At 72.2% G+C, this 15,211-nt stretch carries 14 protein-coding genes; 9 read left to right on the top strand and 5 right to left on the bottom strand.

Translation table 11 applies throughout. The features are described 5' to 3' along the window. Positions 1-27 precede the first annotated feature (27 nt). Positions 28-1,467, top strand: coding sequence for an MFS transporter (locus Psi01_RS11970; protein WP_204064025.1), 1,440 nt, complete (start codon positions 28-30; stop codon positions 1,465-1,467). A gap of 86 nt (positions 1,468-1,553) precedes the next feature. Here the strand turns inward: Psi01_RS11970 and Psi01_RS11965 are convergent, their stop codons facing one another. Then, positions 1,554-1,907 carry a YciI family protein gene (locus tag Psi01_RS11965; RefSeq protein ID WP_239127539.1) on the bottom strand — a complete coding sequence of 118 codons (354 nt, stop codon included), beginning with the start codon at positions 1,905-1,907 and terminating at the stop codon, positions 1,554-1,556. Positions 1,908-2,095: 188 nt separating this feature from the next. Here Psi01_RS11965 and Psi01_RS11960 point away from each other — a divergent pair, with 188 nt between their 5' ends. The 5 genes from Psi01_RS11960 to thpR all read left to right on the top strand — a co-directional run bounded on the left by Psi01_RS11960 (position 2,096) and on the right by thpR (position 9,281). After that, a complete protein-coding gene (locus Psi01_RS11960) occupies positions 2,096-5,788 on the top strand; it encodes a CHAT domain-containing protein (protein WP_204064023.1) in 3,693 nt (1,230 codons plus the stop codon). Positions 5,789-6,021: 233 nt separating this feature from the next. Next, positions 6,022-6,465, top strand: coding sequence for a hypothetical protein (locus Psi01_RS11955; RefSeq protein ID WP_204064022.1), 444 nt, complete (start codon positions 6,022-6,024; stop codon positions 6,463-6,465). A gap of 161 nt (positions 6,466-6,626) precedes the next feature. Continuing rightward, on the top strand, positions 6,627-7,085 hold the full coding sequence (locus tag Psi01_RS11950; protein WP_204064021.1) for a MarR family winged helix-turn-helix transcriptional regulator: 459 nt from the start codon (positions 6,627-6,629) through the stop codon (positions 7,083-7,085). Positions 7,086-7,279: 194 nt separating this feature from the next. After that, positions 7,280-8,659 (top strand): MFS transporter, encoded by a 1,380-nt coding sequence (locus Psi01_RS11945; RefSeq protein WP_239127524.1) that lies wholly within the window; start codon positions 7,280-7,282, stop codon positions 8,657-8,659. Next, the gene (gene thpR / locus Psi01_RS11940) at positions 8,613-9,281 is read left to right on the top strand and encodes an RNA 2',3'-cyclic phosphodiesterase (protein ID WP_204064020.1); all 669 of its coding nucleotides are present in this window, start codon (positions 8,613-8,615) and stop codon (positions 9,279-9,281) included. Before Psi01_RS11945 ends, thpR begins: the two co-directional genes overlap by 47 nt. 161 nt (positions 9,282-9,442) lie before the next feature. Here the strand turns inward: thpR and Psi01_RS11935 are convergent, their stop codons facing one another. From Psi01_RS11935 to Psi01_RS11925, 3 genes are all read right to left on the bottom strand, one after another. Then, positions 9,443-10,411: an aldo/keto reductase gene (locus Psi01_RS11935; RefSeq protein WP_204064019.1), complete on the bottom strand. Its 969-nt coding sequence runs from the start codon at positions 10,409-10,411 to the stop codon at positions 9,443-9,445. Between the two features lie 145 nt (positions 10,412-10,556). Next, a complete protein-coding gene (locus Psi01_RS11930; protein WP_204064018.1) occupies positions 10,557-11,264 on the bottom strand; it encodes a class I SAM-dependent methyltransferase in 708 nt (235 codons plus the stop codon). Then, positions 11,233-11,676: a serine hydrolase gene (locus Psi01_RS11925; protein WP_204064017.1), complete on the bottom strand. Its 444-nt coding sequence runs from the start codon at positions 11,674-11,676 to the stop codon at positions 11,233-11,235. The genes Psi01_RS11930 and Psi01_RS11925 overlap by 32 nt, the downstream gene beginning before the upstream one ends. A 28-nt stretch (positions 11,677-11,704) precedes the next feature. On the opposite strand from Psi01_RS11925, the gene Psi01_RS11920 reads away from it, so the two are divergent. Beyond that, positions 11,705-11,980, top strand: a complete 276-nt coding sequence (locus Psi01_RS11920) for a hypothetical protein (protein ID WP_204064016.1) — start codon at positions 11,705-11,707, stop codon at positions 11,978-11,980. Continuing rightward, a complete protein-coding gene (locus Psi01_RS11915; RefSeq protein ID WP_204064015.1) occupies positions 11,981-13,147 on the top strand; it encodes a hypothetical protein in 1,167 nt (388 codons plus the stop codon). 33 nt (positions 13,148-13,180) lie between these two features. Here Psi01_RS11915 and Psi01_RS11910 read toward each other — a convergent pair whose 3' ends face one another. Beyond that, on the bottom strand, positions 13,181-13,825 hold the full coding sequence (locus Psi01_RS11910; protein ID WP_204064014.1) for a TetR family transcriptional regulator: 645 nt from the start codon (positions 13,823-13,825) through the stop codon (positions 13,181-13,183). A gap of 183 nt (positions 13,826-14,008) precedes the next feature. Here Psi01_RS11910 and lhgD point away from each other — a divergent pair, with 183 nt between their 5' ends. Further along, a complete protein-coding gene (lhgD, locus tag Psi01_RS11905; protein WP_204064013.1) occupies positions 14,009-15,211 on the top strand; it encodes an L-2-hydroxyglutarate dehydrogenase in 1,203 nt (400 codons plus the stop codon).

Below are 15,211 nucleotides of genomic sequence, written 5' to 3'. Positions count from 1 at the left end.
GGGGAGAAGCACGATCACGGGAGCCGGATGTCCGAAATCAGTCGTCGTCGGCGCCTGCTCGTCCTGGCGATCTGCTGCATGAGCCTGCTGATCGTCGCGGTCGACAACACCATCGTGAACGTCGCCCTGCCCGCGATCGGGCGCGACCTGGGCGCCCCGCTGTCGGGCCTGCAGTGGACGGTCGACTCCTACACGCTCGTGCTCGCCAGCCTGCTGCTGCTGTCCGGGTCGACCGGCGACCGGATCGGCCGCCGCCGTACCTTCCGGATCGGCCTGGTGATCTTCTCGGCCGGGTCGCTGCTGTGCAGCGTGGCGCCCAGCCTCGAATGGCTGGTGATCTTCCGGATGGTCCAGGCGGTCGGGGGGTCGATGCTCAACCCCGTGGCGATGTCCATCATCACCAACACCTTCACCGAGCCCGGGGAACGCGCCCGGGCCATCGGCGTGTGGGCGGGGGTCGCCGGGCTGAGCATGGCCCTCGGCCCTCTCATCGGAGGGCTGCTGGTGGAGCCGGTGGGCTGGCGGGCGATCTTCTGGATCAACGTCCCCGTCGGCGTGGCGGCGATCCTGCTGACCGCGCGCTTCGTGCCCGAGTCCAGGGCCGAGCGTCCCCGGCGCATCGATCCGGTCGGGCAGCTGCTCGTCGCCGTCCTGCTGGCGACGCTGACCTACGGGATCATCGAGGGGCCTGTCGCGGGCTGGGGGTCGGCGCCCACGCTGATCTGTTTCGCCGCCGCGGCCGTCGCGCTCGCGGGCCTGCTGATCTACGAACCGCGCCGGCGGGATCCCCTGATCGACCTGAGGTTCTTCCGCAGCCTGCCCTTCTCGGGCGCCGCGGTGATCGCGCTGAGCGCCTTCGCCGGTCTGGGCGGGTTCCTGTTCCTCAACACCCTCTACCTGCAGAACGTACGGGGCCTGAGCGCCCTGCAGGCGGGCCTGTGCACGCTGCCGATGGCGCTGACCGCGCTGGTGGCCGCCCCGTTGTCGGGGCGGCTCGTCGCGCGGCGCGGGCCCCGTCCCTCCCTGGTGGTCGCCGGCGCCGGGCTGGCGGCCTCCGGCGTGCTGCTCACCTTCGTGACGTCCGCCACGCCGCTCCCGGCACTCCTGGCGGTCTACGCCGTCTTCGGGCTCGGCTTCGGCATGGTGAACGCGCCCGTCACCAACACGGCGGTCTCCGGCATGCCCCTGGCCCAGGCGGGGGTCGCCGCGGCGGTCGCCTCCACCAGCCGCCAGGTCGGGCAGGCGCTGGGCGTGGCGATCTCCGGCTCGGTGGTCGCCTCCACCCTCAGCGGCCCGCTGGGCGCGGGGTTCGTCCGGGCCAGCCACGCCGCGTGGTGGATCCTGGCCGGGTACGGCGCGCTGGTGCTCGTCTTCGCGATCGTCTCCACCGGTGCCGGGGCCCGCAGGAGCGCCGAGCGGGTCGCGGAGCGGTTCGAGCAGGAGGAGGAGAAGGCCCGCGTCGGATGACCCCGCGGCGGGTGTTCGCGGGCCTCCACCCCGGGCGCGTCACGGCCGGGATCCCGCGGAGCCGTCCGGGCGCTTCCGGGGGACCGTCAGACCTCCGCCCCGCCCTGGTCCATCAGCGGCCGTACCTCGATGCCGGTGTAACGGGCGTCCGGGATCCGTCCGGCCAGCTCCACCGCGCGCTCCCTGCTCTCGCAGTCGACCACGTAGTAACCGCAGAAGAACTCCTTGGCCTCGGCGTACGGCCCGTCCGTGGTGGCCGGGACCCCGCCGCGGACCCGGACGACGGCGGCGTTCGCCGGGTCGGCCAGGGCCTCGAACCCGACCAGCTCCCCGGACTCGGTGATCTCCTTGATGAGCGCGTCGTGTCCCTGGAAGACCTCGTTGCGCTCATCCTCGGACAGCGTCTCCCAGATCGAGGGGTTCATGTAGATCATCAGCATGTACTTCACCGTGTCGCTCCTCGCGGCCCGGCACCCCCTGCGGGCGCCTCACGCGCAGGGGTCGGAGCGGGCGGCGGTCTCTCGACGTCGGATCGGAAAAAATCTTGGCGGAGGTTCCGCACGCGGGGAAACCGGCCGATCGTCCCGGACCTAGCATCACGGGTGAACCTTCTCCCCGAGGTGGTGCCATGCCCACAGAGCTGCGTCTCCAGGTCCACGACTTCCAGGGGCCGCACCGGTGGCGGTGGACGCTGCACGAGGCGCGGGGGAGGTTCCTGGCCGATCACGAGGTACGGCTCGACACCGGCGACTGGCGTTTCACGGCCTTCTCCGACCTGCACCGGTATCTGCGCTGGAACGCGGCTCCCGACCGGCGGATCGAGGCCGAGGCCGAGCTCCTGGCCCAGGTGGGCGACTGGATCGGCGCCGAGGTCCTGGGCGCGGTCGGCCCGGCGCTCGTCGGGGCCCGTCCGTCGGCGGTCCGGGTGGTCCTGCCGCCCGAGGCCGGGATGCTCGCCTTCCGCCCGCTGGAGCTGGCGAGGGTGGACGGCGCGCCGCTGGCGCTGCACAACGTCCCGCTGGTGATGTGCGGAGACGGAGGCGGGCCCGAGGCCAAGGAGCCGGTCGGCGGGAGACTGCGCGTGCTCGGCCTGTTCAGCCTGCCGGTGGGCGCGGGCGTGCTCAACCTGAGGCGCGAGCGGCACGCGCTGGCCACGATGTTCTCCGAGATCGGCGCGGTGCGCGGCCGGGCGGTCGAGCTGCGGGTGCTGCAGTACGGTGTGACCCGCGAACGGCTGACCGGAATCCTGGAGGACGGCGAGGGCTGGGACGTCGTCCACGTCTGCGGCCACGGCACCCCGGGGGAGCTCCTGCTGGAGCACCCGGACGGCTCGCCGGACCCGGTCCCGGCCGCCGACTTCGTCGAGTTGCTGGAGCTGACCGCCGACCGGCTCAAGCTCGTCACCGTCTCCGCCTGCTGGTCCGCCGCGCTGAAGGCCGCCGACCAGCTCCGAGCCCTGGGCGTCAGCCCTCCGGTCGGCTGGTCCGCGCCCGGGAGTCCCGCACCCCCGAACCGCGGGCCCGCGATGGACACCCTCGCCACCGACCTCGCCGACCGGCTCGGCTGCGCCGTCGTGGCCATGCGCTACCCGGTCGTCGACTCCTTCGCCATCGACCTCAGCACCGCTCTGTACGACCTGCTCATCGACAAGGGCCGCCCGCTGCCCCGTGCGCTGGGCATGGCCCTGCGCACGGCGGTCACCGACCCGCCGACCCTGGACTGCCCGGCCCTGTCGGTGGTCACTCCCGCGCTGTTCGGCGCCCGCGCGGTGGACCTGTCGCTGACGGCTCCGGAGGGTGAGCCGGTGACGTTCAGGCCGGAGTCGCTGAAGCTGGCGGGCCTGCCGCCACAGCCGCCGCGGTTCGTCGGCCGGACCAAGGTGATGACGGAGGCGAGCGCGGCCCTGGCGCCCCGCAGCGGGTGCTCGGGGGTGCTGCTGTACGGCATGCCGGGGGCGGGCAAGACGGCGTGTGGGCTGGAGCTGGCCTACACCCACGCCGAGTCCTTCCCGGTAGTGGTCTGGCACAAGGCCCCTGATGAGGGCACGGACATCACCGGCGCGCTGAGCGCCTTCGCGCTGGACCTGGAGCGGAAGATCCCCGGGCTGCGGCTGACGGACGCGATCGAGGACACCGACCGGCTGCGGGCGATGGTCCCGCTGCTGACCGAGTTTGCACGGACGCAGCGGGTGCTGGTGGTGCTGGACAACGCCGAGTCCCTGCTGACCTCGGGCGGCGGGTGGCGGGACGGGAGATGGGGACTGCTGCTCGGTGCTCTGACCGGGCACTCCGGGTACTCCCGGCTGGTCATGACGAGCCGGGTCCGGCCGGCCGTACTGGACGCCCGGGTCCGGCAGACCGCGGTCGACACCCTCCCGGCGGCCGAGGCGCTGCTGCTGGCCCGGGAACTGCCGGGGCTGCGGGCGCTGATGGACGGACAGGCGGCCGGGGTGGAGCCGGCAGACGCCCGCGAGCTGGCCGTACGAGCGGTGGGACTGGCCCAGGGACATCCGAAGCTGCTGGAGCTGGCCGACGGGCAGGCGGCGGATGCGGGGCGGTTGCGGGGACTGCTGGAGGCGGGCCGTACGGTCTGGAAGGAGACGGCGGGCGGGTTGCCGGAGGACTTCTTCGCCGTCGGGGAGCCGTCGGGGGTGCGGGGGGAGGACTACCTGCGAGTCCTGAGGCGGTGGACGGACGTCGCGGCCGAAGGGCTGACCGGGGTGGAGCGGGACCTGTTCCACGCCGTGTGCTGCCTGGAGGAGGGGGATCGGCTCGGGCCGGTGCTGGAGGCGGTTCTGCCGATGCTGTGGCGGCAGCTGGGGCGCGAAGGGGAGGCGCCCGAGACGGCGGCCGCGCTGGCTGCGCCGGCCGCGCGGGGGCTGGTGGCCGAGCCGGGCGCGGACGGACTGATGGGGGTGCATCCGGGGGTGGCCGCGGCGGGCCGGGAGGCGGCCGGGGAGGCGTTCCGGGCGGCGGTGGACACGACGCTGGCCGTGTTCTGGGATGCGATGTTCATGCACGCGGTGAAGGGAGAGGACGGGCAGGAGCGCGGGGCGCTGGTGGTGCGGGCGGGGCTGGCGGCGACGCCGTACCTGCTGCGGCTGGAGGAGTGGATGCGGGCGTGCGGGCTGCTGGAGCAGGCACTGTACCGGGACGGTTCGCGCAGGGTGGCGGGACTGATGGTGCCGCCGCTGCGGCGGATCGCCGAGGCGGTGCGCGGCGGGGAGGACGAGCCGGCGGCGATGTTCGTACTGGCGCGGGCGCTGGCGGTGGTGGACGCCGGGGCCGCGGAGACCCTGCTGCGGGAGCTGGTCGCGCGGGCGGAGGCCGGTGCGGACTACAGGATCATGTCGGTGGCGGCGAGCGAGCTGGTACGGCTGTGCCAGGAGTCGGGGCGGCTCGGAGAGGCGCTGGCACTGGCCGAGCAGCGGGTCGAGCTGTCGCGGCGGGCGGGGATGGGCCCCTGGACCCTGCTGTCGGACGAGGTGGCGCGGTTGCAGGTGCTGGTGTTCATGGGGCGGGCCGGGCAGGTCCTGGCGGAGATCGGAGGGCTGCGGGAGCGGATGGCGGCACTGCCGCCGCGCGCCGGCGAGGACGAGGTGGTGGCGGTGTGGAACGTACGGGAGGTGTTGCTGAACGTCGGCGGGCTGGCGGCGGCGCAGCTGGAGGCGTGGGAACAGCTCCTGGAGTTCAACGCCGAGGTCGTCGCCTCGATGAGGGCGCGCGGGGCGACCGAGATGGCGATGGCACGGGCGTGGTTCAACGATTCCGCCGCGTTGCTGCGGCTGGGCCGTGTCGAGGAGGCGTGGCGGGTGCTGGTGGACTGCCGGGAGGTGTTCGAACGCCACCACAACGTGGAGATGCTGGGCAAGGCGCTGTCGTCGCTGGCCGACCTGGAACACCAGCGGGGACACGGACAGCGGGCATTGGTCCTGGAGAGCGACGCGCTGCGCTACAGGTACGCCGCGCGGGACGTGGCCGGGATGGCGGTGAGCCACCACAACCTGGGCAACTGCCTGATCGAGGGCGCCGGGCGGCCGGAGGCGGCACTGGCGCATCACCTGGCCGCGGCGCTGGTACGTGCGGTGACCGGCGGCGAAGGGCTGGAGGGGTCGGTGGCGGCGGCCGCAGACGATCTCCGCCGGTCGGCCGGCCCCGCTCAGGTCCCCGCCGATGTGGCGGCCCTGTGCCGGATCGCCGAGGAGGTCCCCGGAGTCCGCCTGGCCGACCTGCTGGCGGCCCTCGCCGACCCCGACACCCTCCGCCGTACCTACGACCGGCTTCTCCAGCAGATCACCACCGCCGCCGCCTCCCCGGCCTGACCTCTCTCGCGGATACGTCGGCGCTGATGCGGATCTATCGGGATGCCGAAGTCCGCCGACGTCGGACGCAGCACATAGCGGCCGGGGCCTCGTCCGCCAGATCGGACTGCTCGGACCCCTCACCCACGAGTTCACCGTCTTCCGCCCGTCCGGGGGAAACGCCGGGGGTCTTCGGGCCGTTCTTCCAGTAGCACGCCAATCTGCGGGAGGGACGCATGGTCGGGAATCGGGTCATGGCACTGTCGGACGGGGAGGCCGTTGCGGCTCTCTGGCTGGTTCTGGAGCAGCAGGGGGCGCCGCTCGACGCGGCGCAGCTCCGGGCTGACGAGGCGCGGGTGGCGGAGGCGGCGGGCAAGGGTGACATCCGGGCGGAGGCGGGGGCGGATGAGAAGGCCACGCCGGGGGAGGCGGCCAGGGCCGCGTTGCTGTATCTGGCCGAGAGCGACCCGGACACGGTCTCGCGCGCTGCGGAGATCGCCGCGACCGACAGGGGTGAGCGGTTCGATCCCGCGCTGATCGGGATCGGGGCGCTGGTGATGATCGCGATCAGGACCGAGTTCAAGCTGGAGCACGACTCCGAGAAGGGGTGGAGCTTCAAGCTCCATCACAGGCCGATGCGCGACTCCACGCTCGGCAGGCTCATCAGCAAGCTGATCGGGCTCTACCCGCCGCCCTGAGGACGGTTGCGGGCTGAGATCGACTTCACTCCCGGATCGGCCGTCCGCGGCTTGGGTATGGGGATTGTGTCTGGCACGCTGTACGGCTCGCGGGAATAAAACCGGACCGGAGGGAATGAGATGCGGTCAGACTTCGTTAGCAAAGGTAATGACTTACGCTAATGAACGCCCCAACCAGGAAGGACCCCGTCGCGAATCTGCGCAGCGACGCCGGTCTGGCATCGGCGCTGCGCGTGTCCCTGGCGCGCCTGAACAGGCGGCTGCGCAGGCAGGGCACGGGCCACTCGCTGACCCCCACCCAGGTCGCGACGCTCGTCGCCGTGGAACGGCATTCCGGGATAACCCCCGGCGAATTGGCCGAGCACGAGAAGGTGCAGCCGCCCTCGATGACGCGCGTGATCGCCGCGTTGGAAGAGCGGGGGCTGGTCTCGCGCACGCCGCACCCGACCGACCGCCGGCAGGTGACCGTGAGCGTGACCGCCGAGGGCTCGGCGCTGCTGAAGGAGGAACGCCGCCTCAGGGAGGCGTGGCTGACGCAGCGGTTGAAGGAACTGTCCCCGGAGGAGAGGGCGGTGCTCCGGCAGGCGGCTCCCATTCTGGAGAAGCTCAGCCGGATCTAGCCGAGCCCGAGGAACGCGGCGCCTCGGCCGCCCCCGCAGAGGCCGAGGCGTGGTTCTCCGATGCGCCCGCCGTACCCGAGAACGCCGCACCCGGAAGCGTCACGCCCGAGAACGCCGCATCCGAGGACTCCGCGCCTGAGAGCGCGGCCTCCGCAGGCACGCCGACGCCCGCCGTACCCGGCAGGAAGCTGGGGATGCGGGCGCGGCTGCGGCGCAGGAAGGTCGCCCGGGAGGCGGCCGCGCGTGAGGTGCAGGCCGCGGAGACCGGTACGGCCCAGGCCGTGCCGGAGGCGCGCGGCAGCATGTTCCGCTCGCTGGGCAACCGCAACTACCGGCTCTTCGCCATCGGCGGCGTCGTCTCCAACGTCGGCGGATGGATGCAGCGCACCGCACAGGACCTGCTGGTCCTCAACCTGACCGCGGGCGCCGCGGGCGGCGGCCTGACGGGCGGCAGCGCCACCGCGCTGGGCGTGACCACGGCGCTGCAGTTCCTGCCCATGCTGCTGTTCGGGCTCTGGGGCGGCATGCTCGCCGACCGTTATCCCAAGCGGAAGCTGCTCTTCGTCGCCCAGTCGCTCCTGGGGCTGCTCGCGCTGACCATGGGCGTGCTCACCGTCACCGGGGTCGTGCAGGTCTGGCACGTATGGGTGATGGCCTTCGCTCTCGGCCTCATCGCCTGTGTCGAGGTGCCGACCCGGCAGTCGTTCGTGGTGGAGATGGTCGGCCGCAAGGACCTGCCCAACGCCATCGCGCTGAACGCATCCAGCTTCAACCTGGCCCGTGTGGTCGGCCCCGCCGTCGCGGGTGTGCTGATCGCCCTGCTGGGCGGGACCGGGCCGATCTTCCTGATCAACGCGGTCTCGTTCCTGGCCGTGCTCGGCGGCCTGGTGATGATGCGGGCCTCGGAGCTGACCACCCCCGAGCCGGTGCCCCGGGAGAAGGGCCAGCTGCGCGAGGGGCTGCGTTACGTGCTGGCGCGGCAGGAACTGCTCATGCCGATCCTGCTGGTGGCCTTCGTCTCGCTGTGCACGCAGTCGTTCTCGATGTCGATCGCGCTGATGTCCAGCGAGGTCTTCGGCTCGGGCGCGGCCTCCTTCGGCCTGGCCTCCAGCATGTTCGCGGTGGGCGCGCTGGGCGGCGCGCTGATGGCGGCCCGGCGGGCCAAGCCCAGCCGGCGGCTGCTGATCGGCGGCTCGGTCTCGTTCGGCCTGTTCCAGATCGCCACCGGCCTGGCGCCGTGGTATCCGGTCTATCTGCTCCTGCTCATCCCCACCGGCGTCGCGCTGATCTCCGTCAACACCTCGGCCAACTCCAGCGTCCAGCTCGCCACCTCGCCGGAGATGCGCGGCCGGGTGATGGGCATCTACGTGCTGGTGTTCACCGGCGGCGCCCCGATCGGCGCGCCGCTGCTCGGCTGGATCGCCGATCTCGGCGGCCCGCGCGTGGGCGTGATGGTCGGCGGGGCGGTCACCCTGCTCGGCGTCGGCGCGGCGATAATGCTGACCAAGGTGATCGGCAGGAGGTCGCATGCGGCTGTTCGTGGGGTTGCTGCCGCCGCAGCCGGTGCGCGATGAGCTCGCCCGCGCGCTCGGCCCGCACCGCGCGGCCTGGCCCCGGCTCCGCTGGATCGACCAGGCGAACTGGCATCTGACGCTGGCGTTCCTGGGCGAGGTACCGGAGCAGGTCCTGCCCGAGCTGCACGAGCGTCTCGCCCGCGCCGTGTCGCGCCACGCGCCGATGACGCTGGCGTTCACCGGCGCGGGCGCGTTCCCCTCGGCCCGCAGGGCGCGTGTGTTCTGGGCCGGCCTGCGTGAGGACGGTCCACATGAGGCCGGCCTGCGTGAGGACGGTCCACATGAGGTCGGCCTGCATGGGGACGGCCTGCATGGGGACGGCCTGCGCAAGGGCGGCCGGTCCCCGCTCGTCCGCCTGGCCGGCTCCGTGGCCGCCGGGGCGCGGCGGGCGGGAGCCGTACAGGTGGACGAGAGCCGCAGATACCGGCCGCACCTCACCCTGGCCAGGTCACGCGAGGACGCCGACGTGCGTCCCCTGGTCGAGGCCTTCGAGTCGTTCGCCGGGGCTCCGTGGGAGGCCGGGACCGCGCACCTGGTGAGGAGCCATCTGGGAGCAGCGGTCCGCTACGAGACCGTCGCGGAGTGGCCCCTGACGGCGCGGGCACCCGGTGGGCGGGGCTAGGCTCCAGAACGTGGATCGTCCCCGTCGCTGGCTGCTGCCCACGGTGCTCGCGCTGCTCGTGCTCCTCGTGGTGATCGGCGCTTTCGTGTCCTGAGCCGTCCCGCAGACGTCCTGAGCCGTCCTGAGACGTCTTGAGCCGTCCTGAGACGTCTTGAACGCCTCTACCAGGCGTACTCCTCGGGGGCCGTCTTGAAGCCGGGGAAGATCTCGTCGAGACGGGCCAGCGCCTTGTCGTCGAGCTCGATCTCCAGAGCCCTGACGGTGCCGTCGAGCTGCTCGATCGTACGCGGGCCGATGATCGGCGCCGTGACGGCCCGCTGGTGCAGCAGCCAGGACAGGCCGACGTTGGCCGGGTCCTCACCGAGCTCGTCGCAGAACGCCTCGTACTGCTCGATCTTGCTCCGGTGCTTCTCCAGCTCCTTGACCATGTTCTCCGAGGCCGAGCGACCCTTGTCGATCTTCCGGAGGATGCCGCCGAGCAGGCCGCCGGCCAGCGGGCTCCACGGGATCAGGCCGAGCCCGTAGTCCTCGCACGCCGGGATGACCTCCAGCTCGGGGGCCCGGACGATCAGGTTGTAGTGGGACTGCTCGGAGACCAGGCCGACGGTGCTCCGGCGGCGGGCCTCCTCCTGGGCCTTGGCGATGTGCCAGCCCGCGAAGTTGGACGACCCGACGTACAGGATCTTGCCCTGCTGCTTCAGGATGTCCATGGCCTCCCAGAACTCCTCGAACGGGGTGTTCCGGTCGATGTGGTGAGCCTGGTAGAGATCGATGTAGTCGGTCTGCATGCGCTTGAGCGAGGCGTCGCAGGCGCGGCGGATGTTCAGCGCGGAGAGACGGTCCTCGTTGGGCCAGTCGCCCATCCCGCCGTAGAGCTTCGTGGCGATGACCGTCTTCTCACGACGGCCGCCGCCCTGGGCGAACCAGCGTCCGATGATGTTCTCGGTGATGCCCTCGCCCTTCTTCCAGCCGTAGACGTTGGCCGTGTCGAAGAAGTTGATCCCCAGCTCGTGGGCCCGGTCCATGATCGCGAAGGAGTCTTCCTCCGTGGTCGCGGGGCCGAAGTTCATGGTGCCCAGGCAGAGGCGGCTGACCTTCAGGCCGGTACGGCCAAGCTGCGTGTATTCCATGTGATCCACCCTAGGGACCTGGAGCGCACTCCAGGCGAGTCCCGCTCCGGAAGCGTCCGGGGATCTCGGTGCCCGTCTTCTCGCAGCCACAGGTCGTCCCGCGAGAAGATGGGCACCGGGGCGGGGGCCTCCCCGCCCCCGGGCCTCAGCCCAGGCGCCAGGCCAGCAACCCGTCGGGCGCGTCGGCCTGCTGGACGAAACCCGCCCCGGTCAGCTCCGCCTCGATCGTCTCCCACGTGGGGCGGTGGGCATAGCCGTCGATCTCCTCCTCGGAGATCACCGTGCCGCCCTCGGTGATCCGGTAGACGTAGCGGGCCCTGGACGCCTCCTCGTTCGATTCGAGGATCTCCACCGAGACGGAGTAGGTGTGCCGGCCCACCTGGCGGGACTCCACCTCCTGGAGCGGACGCGGCGCCGGGGCGCCTCCGGGGCGCCAGGTGAACACCAGCAGGCCGCCGGGCTCCAGCTGCCCGGCCAGCACCGGCCAGAGCCGCCTGCGGTAGTCCGGCTCCAGCGCGTACATCACGTTGATCATCACCATGGCCTCGACCGGCTCGGCCAGGTTCACGCTCAGGGCGTCGCAGGGCAGTACGGTCACCCGGTCGAGCAGCTCGGGACGCCCCGTCAGGCGGGACAGCAGTATCGCGCGCATGCCGGCCGAGGGCTCCAGGGCGAAGACCTCGGCGGGCGTCCAGTCGGCCAGCGACGTGGTGATCAGGCCGGTCCCCGCGCCGATCTCCAGGATGCTCCGCGACACACCGGTCAGCAGGGCGGGCAGCTTCTTGCGGATCTCCGGTACGTGCCCGTTCTCGTGGAACAGGTCATAGAAGGGAAAGGAGATGAAGTCGGTCACGGCGGGTCACGCTATCCCAGACCCGGGCCTCCCGAAGGGGAATCGGTGATCGGGTGCCAGTGATCATCGGGCGCAGCTCGGTCTTCTTCGGGCCGTGCGCCTCGACCATCGGGCTCTCCCCCTCGGCGGTGGAGTGCAGCGCCCCGGCCGAGCAGTCGCGCAGTCCGCGCTCCTGGAGCTGCAGGATCGCGATCGCGGTGAAGGCCTTGGCCTGGGACCCGATGCGGAAGGCCGTCCGCGGGGCGCCGGGCACACCGTGCCCGTGGTCGGCCGGGCCGTACCCCTTCGACAGCAGCACCCGCCCGCCCCGGGCGACGAGCACGGATTCGCTGAAGCGAGATCCGCTGAAGCGGCCGAGCCGCTCGTACGCCTTCACCAGCACGTCCATCCGGGCTCCGGTACGCCGGTTCACCTTCTCTCCTTGCTTGAGGACTTGGCCCGTGCACGGCTACGAGATCACCCAGCTCGCCGCCGAGGCCGAGGAGCGGACCGGCGACCGGCTCAGGAAGATCTACGCGATCACCGAGGAGGGGCGGGCGGAGCTGAACGTCCTGCTGCCCGACGCGCTGGGCAGGCCGCCGCACGGCGTCCGGTCGGCTCCGGCCCTGGCCGCGGCCTGGATCCACCTGCTGCCCGCCAACGCCGCCGAGATCCTGGACGCCGACGAGCGCCTGTTGCGACGCCTGCATTCGCTGGTGTCAGGGCATGATGGCTGAATGCGGAGCAGAGCGGGGGATGTCCTGATTCGTGGGCTCATCGCGGCCGGAGTGGTCGCGGTGACCCTCCTGCCCGGAGCCGGGACCGGGGCGTGGGGGGAGGCCGGGGCGCGGAACCCGGTGGGCGGCGAGTCCGACCAGGGCGGCGGTGAGTCCGGGAATCCGGTGGGCGGTGAGTCCGGGAATCCGGTGGGCGGTGAGTCCGACCAGGGCGAGCGTGTCCTCTTCCGGTTCGCGGACGAGCGGATCACCGAGTCGAGCGGGCTGGCGCTCTCTCCCTCGCACGACGACGTCTACTACACCCACAACGACAGCTCGGCCGGGCCGGTCTTCTTCGCCGTCGGGGGCGACGGGCGGACCCGGGCGACGTTCACCCTGCGGGGCGCCGACGCCCGCGACTGGGAGGCCATGGCCGCCTCCAAGGATCCGAAGACGGGCCGGGGGGTGCTCTGGTTCGCCGACATCGGCGACAACTTCGAGGGGGCCTGGCCCGACATCTCGGTCTACAAGGTGCAGGAACCGGCCTCGCTGCGGGATGCGACCCTGCCCGCCGTACGCTATCGGTTCCGCTACGAGGACGGCGGGCACAACGCGGAGGGCCTGATGGTCCACCCGCGCACCGGACGGCTCCATATCGTGAGCAAGGAGTTCTCCGGCTCGATCTACCAGGCGCCGCGGCGGCTGCGCGCCGACAGGGTCAACATCCTGCGCAGGATCGGCCCCGCGCCGGTCATGGCGACCGACGCCGCCTACGCCCCCGACGGGTCGAGCTTCGTGGTCAGGACCTACTTCTCCGCCACGGTCTACAGCGCGCCCGGCGAGCAGCTCGCCAAGGTGGACATGCCCCAGCTGGAACAGGCCGAGTCGATCGCGTACACGGCCGACGGCACGGCGCTGCTGACCGGCACCGAGGGCTCACGCAGCCCGGTCTACCGGGTGCCGCTCCCCGAGGAGGTGCTGCGCGCGGCGGCCCCCGAGCCCACCCCCGCCGCCTCCGGTACGGCCTCCGAGGCGCCGGGCGGCGGAGCCGAGGGCTCCGGAGAACGGGTGGAGGCCGAGCCGGCGCAGGACGACGCGGGCGTGCCCTTCTCGGCCGTGGCCCTGTGGCTGGCCGTGGCGGTCGGAGCCACCGGCGTCATCGTCTTCATCGCCCGCCGGGCCCGCTAGGGCATCCGCCGGGGTATCCGCCGGGCACCGCTTTCAGCGCCCGCCGGACTCGCCGGGACGACCGCCGGACAGCCGCGGCGACCGCGGTCCGATGCCGTGCTCCAGCAGGTCGAAGGCGAGCTTGACGTCCCCCGCCAGGTGGTCGTAGGCCGCCTCCGGCGCGGCCCCGGCCGCCAGGCGCTGGAAGAACTCCTCCTGGACGGTGTGCAGGCAGGCGGTGATCTGGGCCGCCATCAGGGCCGCGACCGTCTCCTCGTGCTCCTCGGCCAGCGCCTTCGCCAGCGCGCGGCGCTGCCGGTAGAGGAGGGCGCCGGCGCCGGCTCTCAGTGCCGGGCTGCCGAGGATCACCTGGACCCGGGCGACCAGCTCGTCCATGTCCCGCGTCACCGCGGAGGAGGCGACCAGGGCCATGCAGTGCGCCCGCAACGCCTCGAGGGGCGAGTGCCCGGGCGGGCGTCCGGCGACGATGCCGGCCAGGTCCTCCTCGCCCACTCCGCGCAGAACGAGCGACTCCTTGGTGGGGAAGTACTTGAACAAGGTCACCTTCGCGACCTCCGCGGCCTCGGCGATCTCGTTGACCGTCACGGCCTCGAAGCCGCGTTCGGCGAACATCCGCAGGGCCACCTCGGCGATCCGCCGCCGGGTCTGTTCCTTCTTCCGTTCCCGTAAGCCCGTCATCTTCCCACCATAAAAACGAACTCGGTTCAAAATCAAACCCGGTTTATTTTTCTGCCCGGAAGCGGGGGTTCCACAGAGCCGTTTCCCCGTCCCGGGGCCTCCTACCCCATCTCTCTTCTCCTGCGGCCGGGTAGCCGCTAGCTTTCGGGAATGCGCGTCCCGGGCTCTTGAGGAGGTCCTGTCATGAACATCGGGGTCGTGGGCGCGGGCATCGTCGGTCTGGCGATCGCCCGGGAGCTCGCGCTGACCCGCGGCGCCCGGGTGACGGTCCTCGACAAGGAGGACCGCGTCGCGGCCCACCAGACCGGGCACAACAGCGGGGTCGTGCACGCGGGTCTGTACTACCGGCCGGGCTCGCTCAAGGCGAAGCTCTGCCGGGACGGCGTCGCGCTCCTGCGGGAGTACTGCGCCGAGCACGCCATCCCCTACGACGAGGCCGGCAAGCTCGTCATCGCCTCCACCGCCGCCGAGCGGTCCGGCCTGCGGGCCATCGCCGAGCGCGCCCGGGACAACGGCGTCCCCGGTCTCGCCGAGCTGGACGCGCTGGGCCTGCGGGAGATCGAGCCGCACGCCGTCGGGGTGGCCGCCCTGCACTCCCCGCACACCGCGATCGTCGACTTTTCCGAGGTCGCCCGCTGCCTGGCCCGCGACGTGGAGAAGGCGGGAGGGGCGGTACGGCTCTCGCACACGGTCCGCGCGCTGCGGGAGACCGCGAGCGGGGTGGAGGTGCTGACCGACGGCCCGGACGGGCGGCGCAGGCTGGGCTTCGACGGGCTGGTCGTCTGCGCCGGGCTCGGCACCGACGCCGTCGCCCGGATGGCCGGGGTCGAGGGGGACGTGCGGATCGTCCCCTTCCGCGGGGAGTACTACGCGCTGGCCGACGGGGCCAGGCACCTGGTCCGAGGCCTGATCTACCCGGTGCCCGACCCCCGCTACCCGTTCCTCGGGGTGCACCTGACCCGGCGGATCGACGGCGAGGTGCTGGTCGGCCCCAACGCGGTGATGGCGCTGGCCCTGGAGGGCTACTCATGGCGTGACGTCGATCTCGGCGACCTGCGCCGGATCGCGGCCTGGGAGGGCGCCCGGAGGATGGCCGTACGGCACTGGCGGACCGGGATCAGGGAGGTGGCCGGGTCCCTGGCCAGGGGCGCCTTCCTGAGGGCCGCGCGCCGCTACGTTCCCGAGCTGACCGGGGCCGACCTCGTCAGGACCGCCGGGGGCGTCCGGGCGCAGGCGGTGGCCCGCGACGGGAGCCTGTCTGATGATTTCGTGATGGACGCGCACGGCCGGATCGCTCTGCTCAGAAACGCTCCCTCCCCTGCGGCGACGTCCAGCCTGGCGATAGCCAGGCACCTGGTGGGGATAACCTCTGTTCTGTCCTCTTAA

Source organism: Paraplanobispora siamensis, assembly GCF_016863175.1.
GTDB classification, from domain to species: domain Bacteria; phylum Actinomycetota; class Actinomycetes; order Streptosporangiales; family Streptosporangiaceae; genus Planobispora; species Planobispora siamensis.
This window is presented reverse-complemented; position numbering and strand designations above follow the sequence as displayed.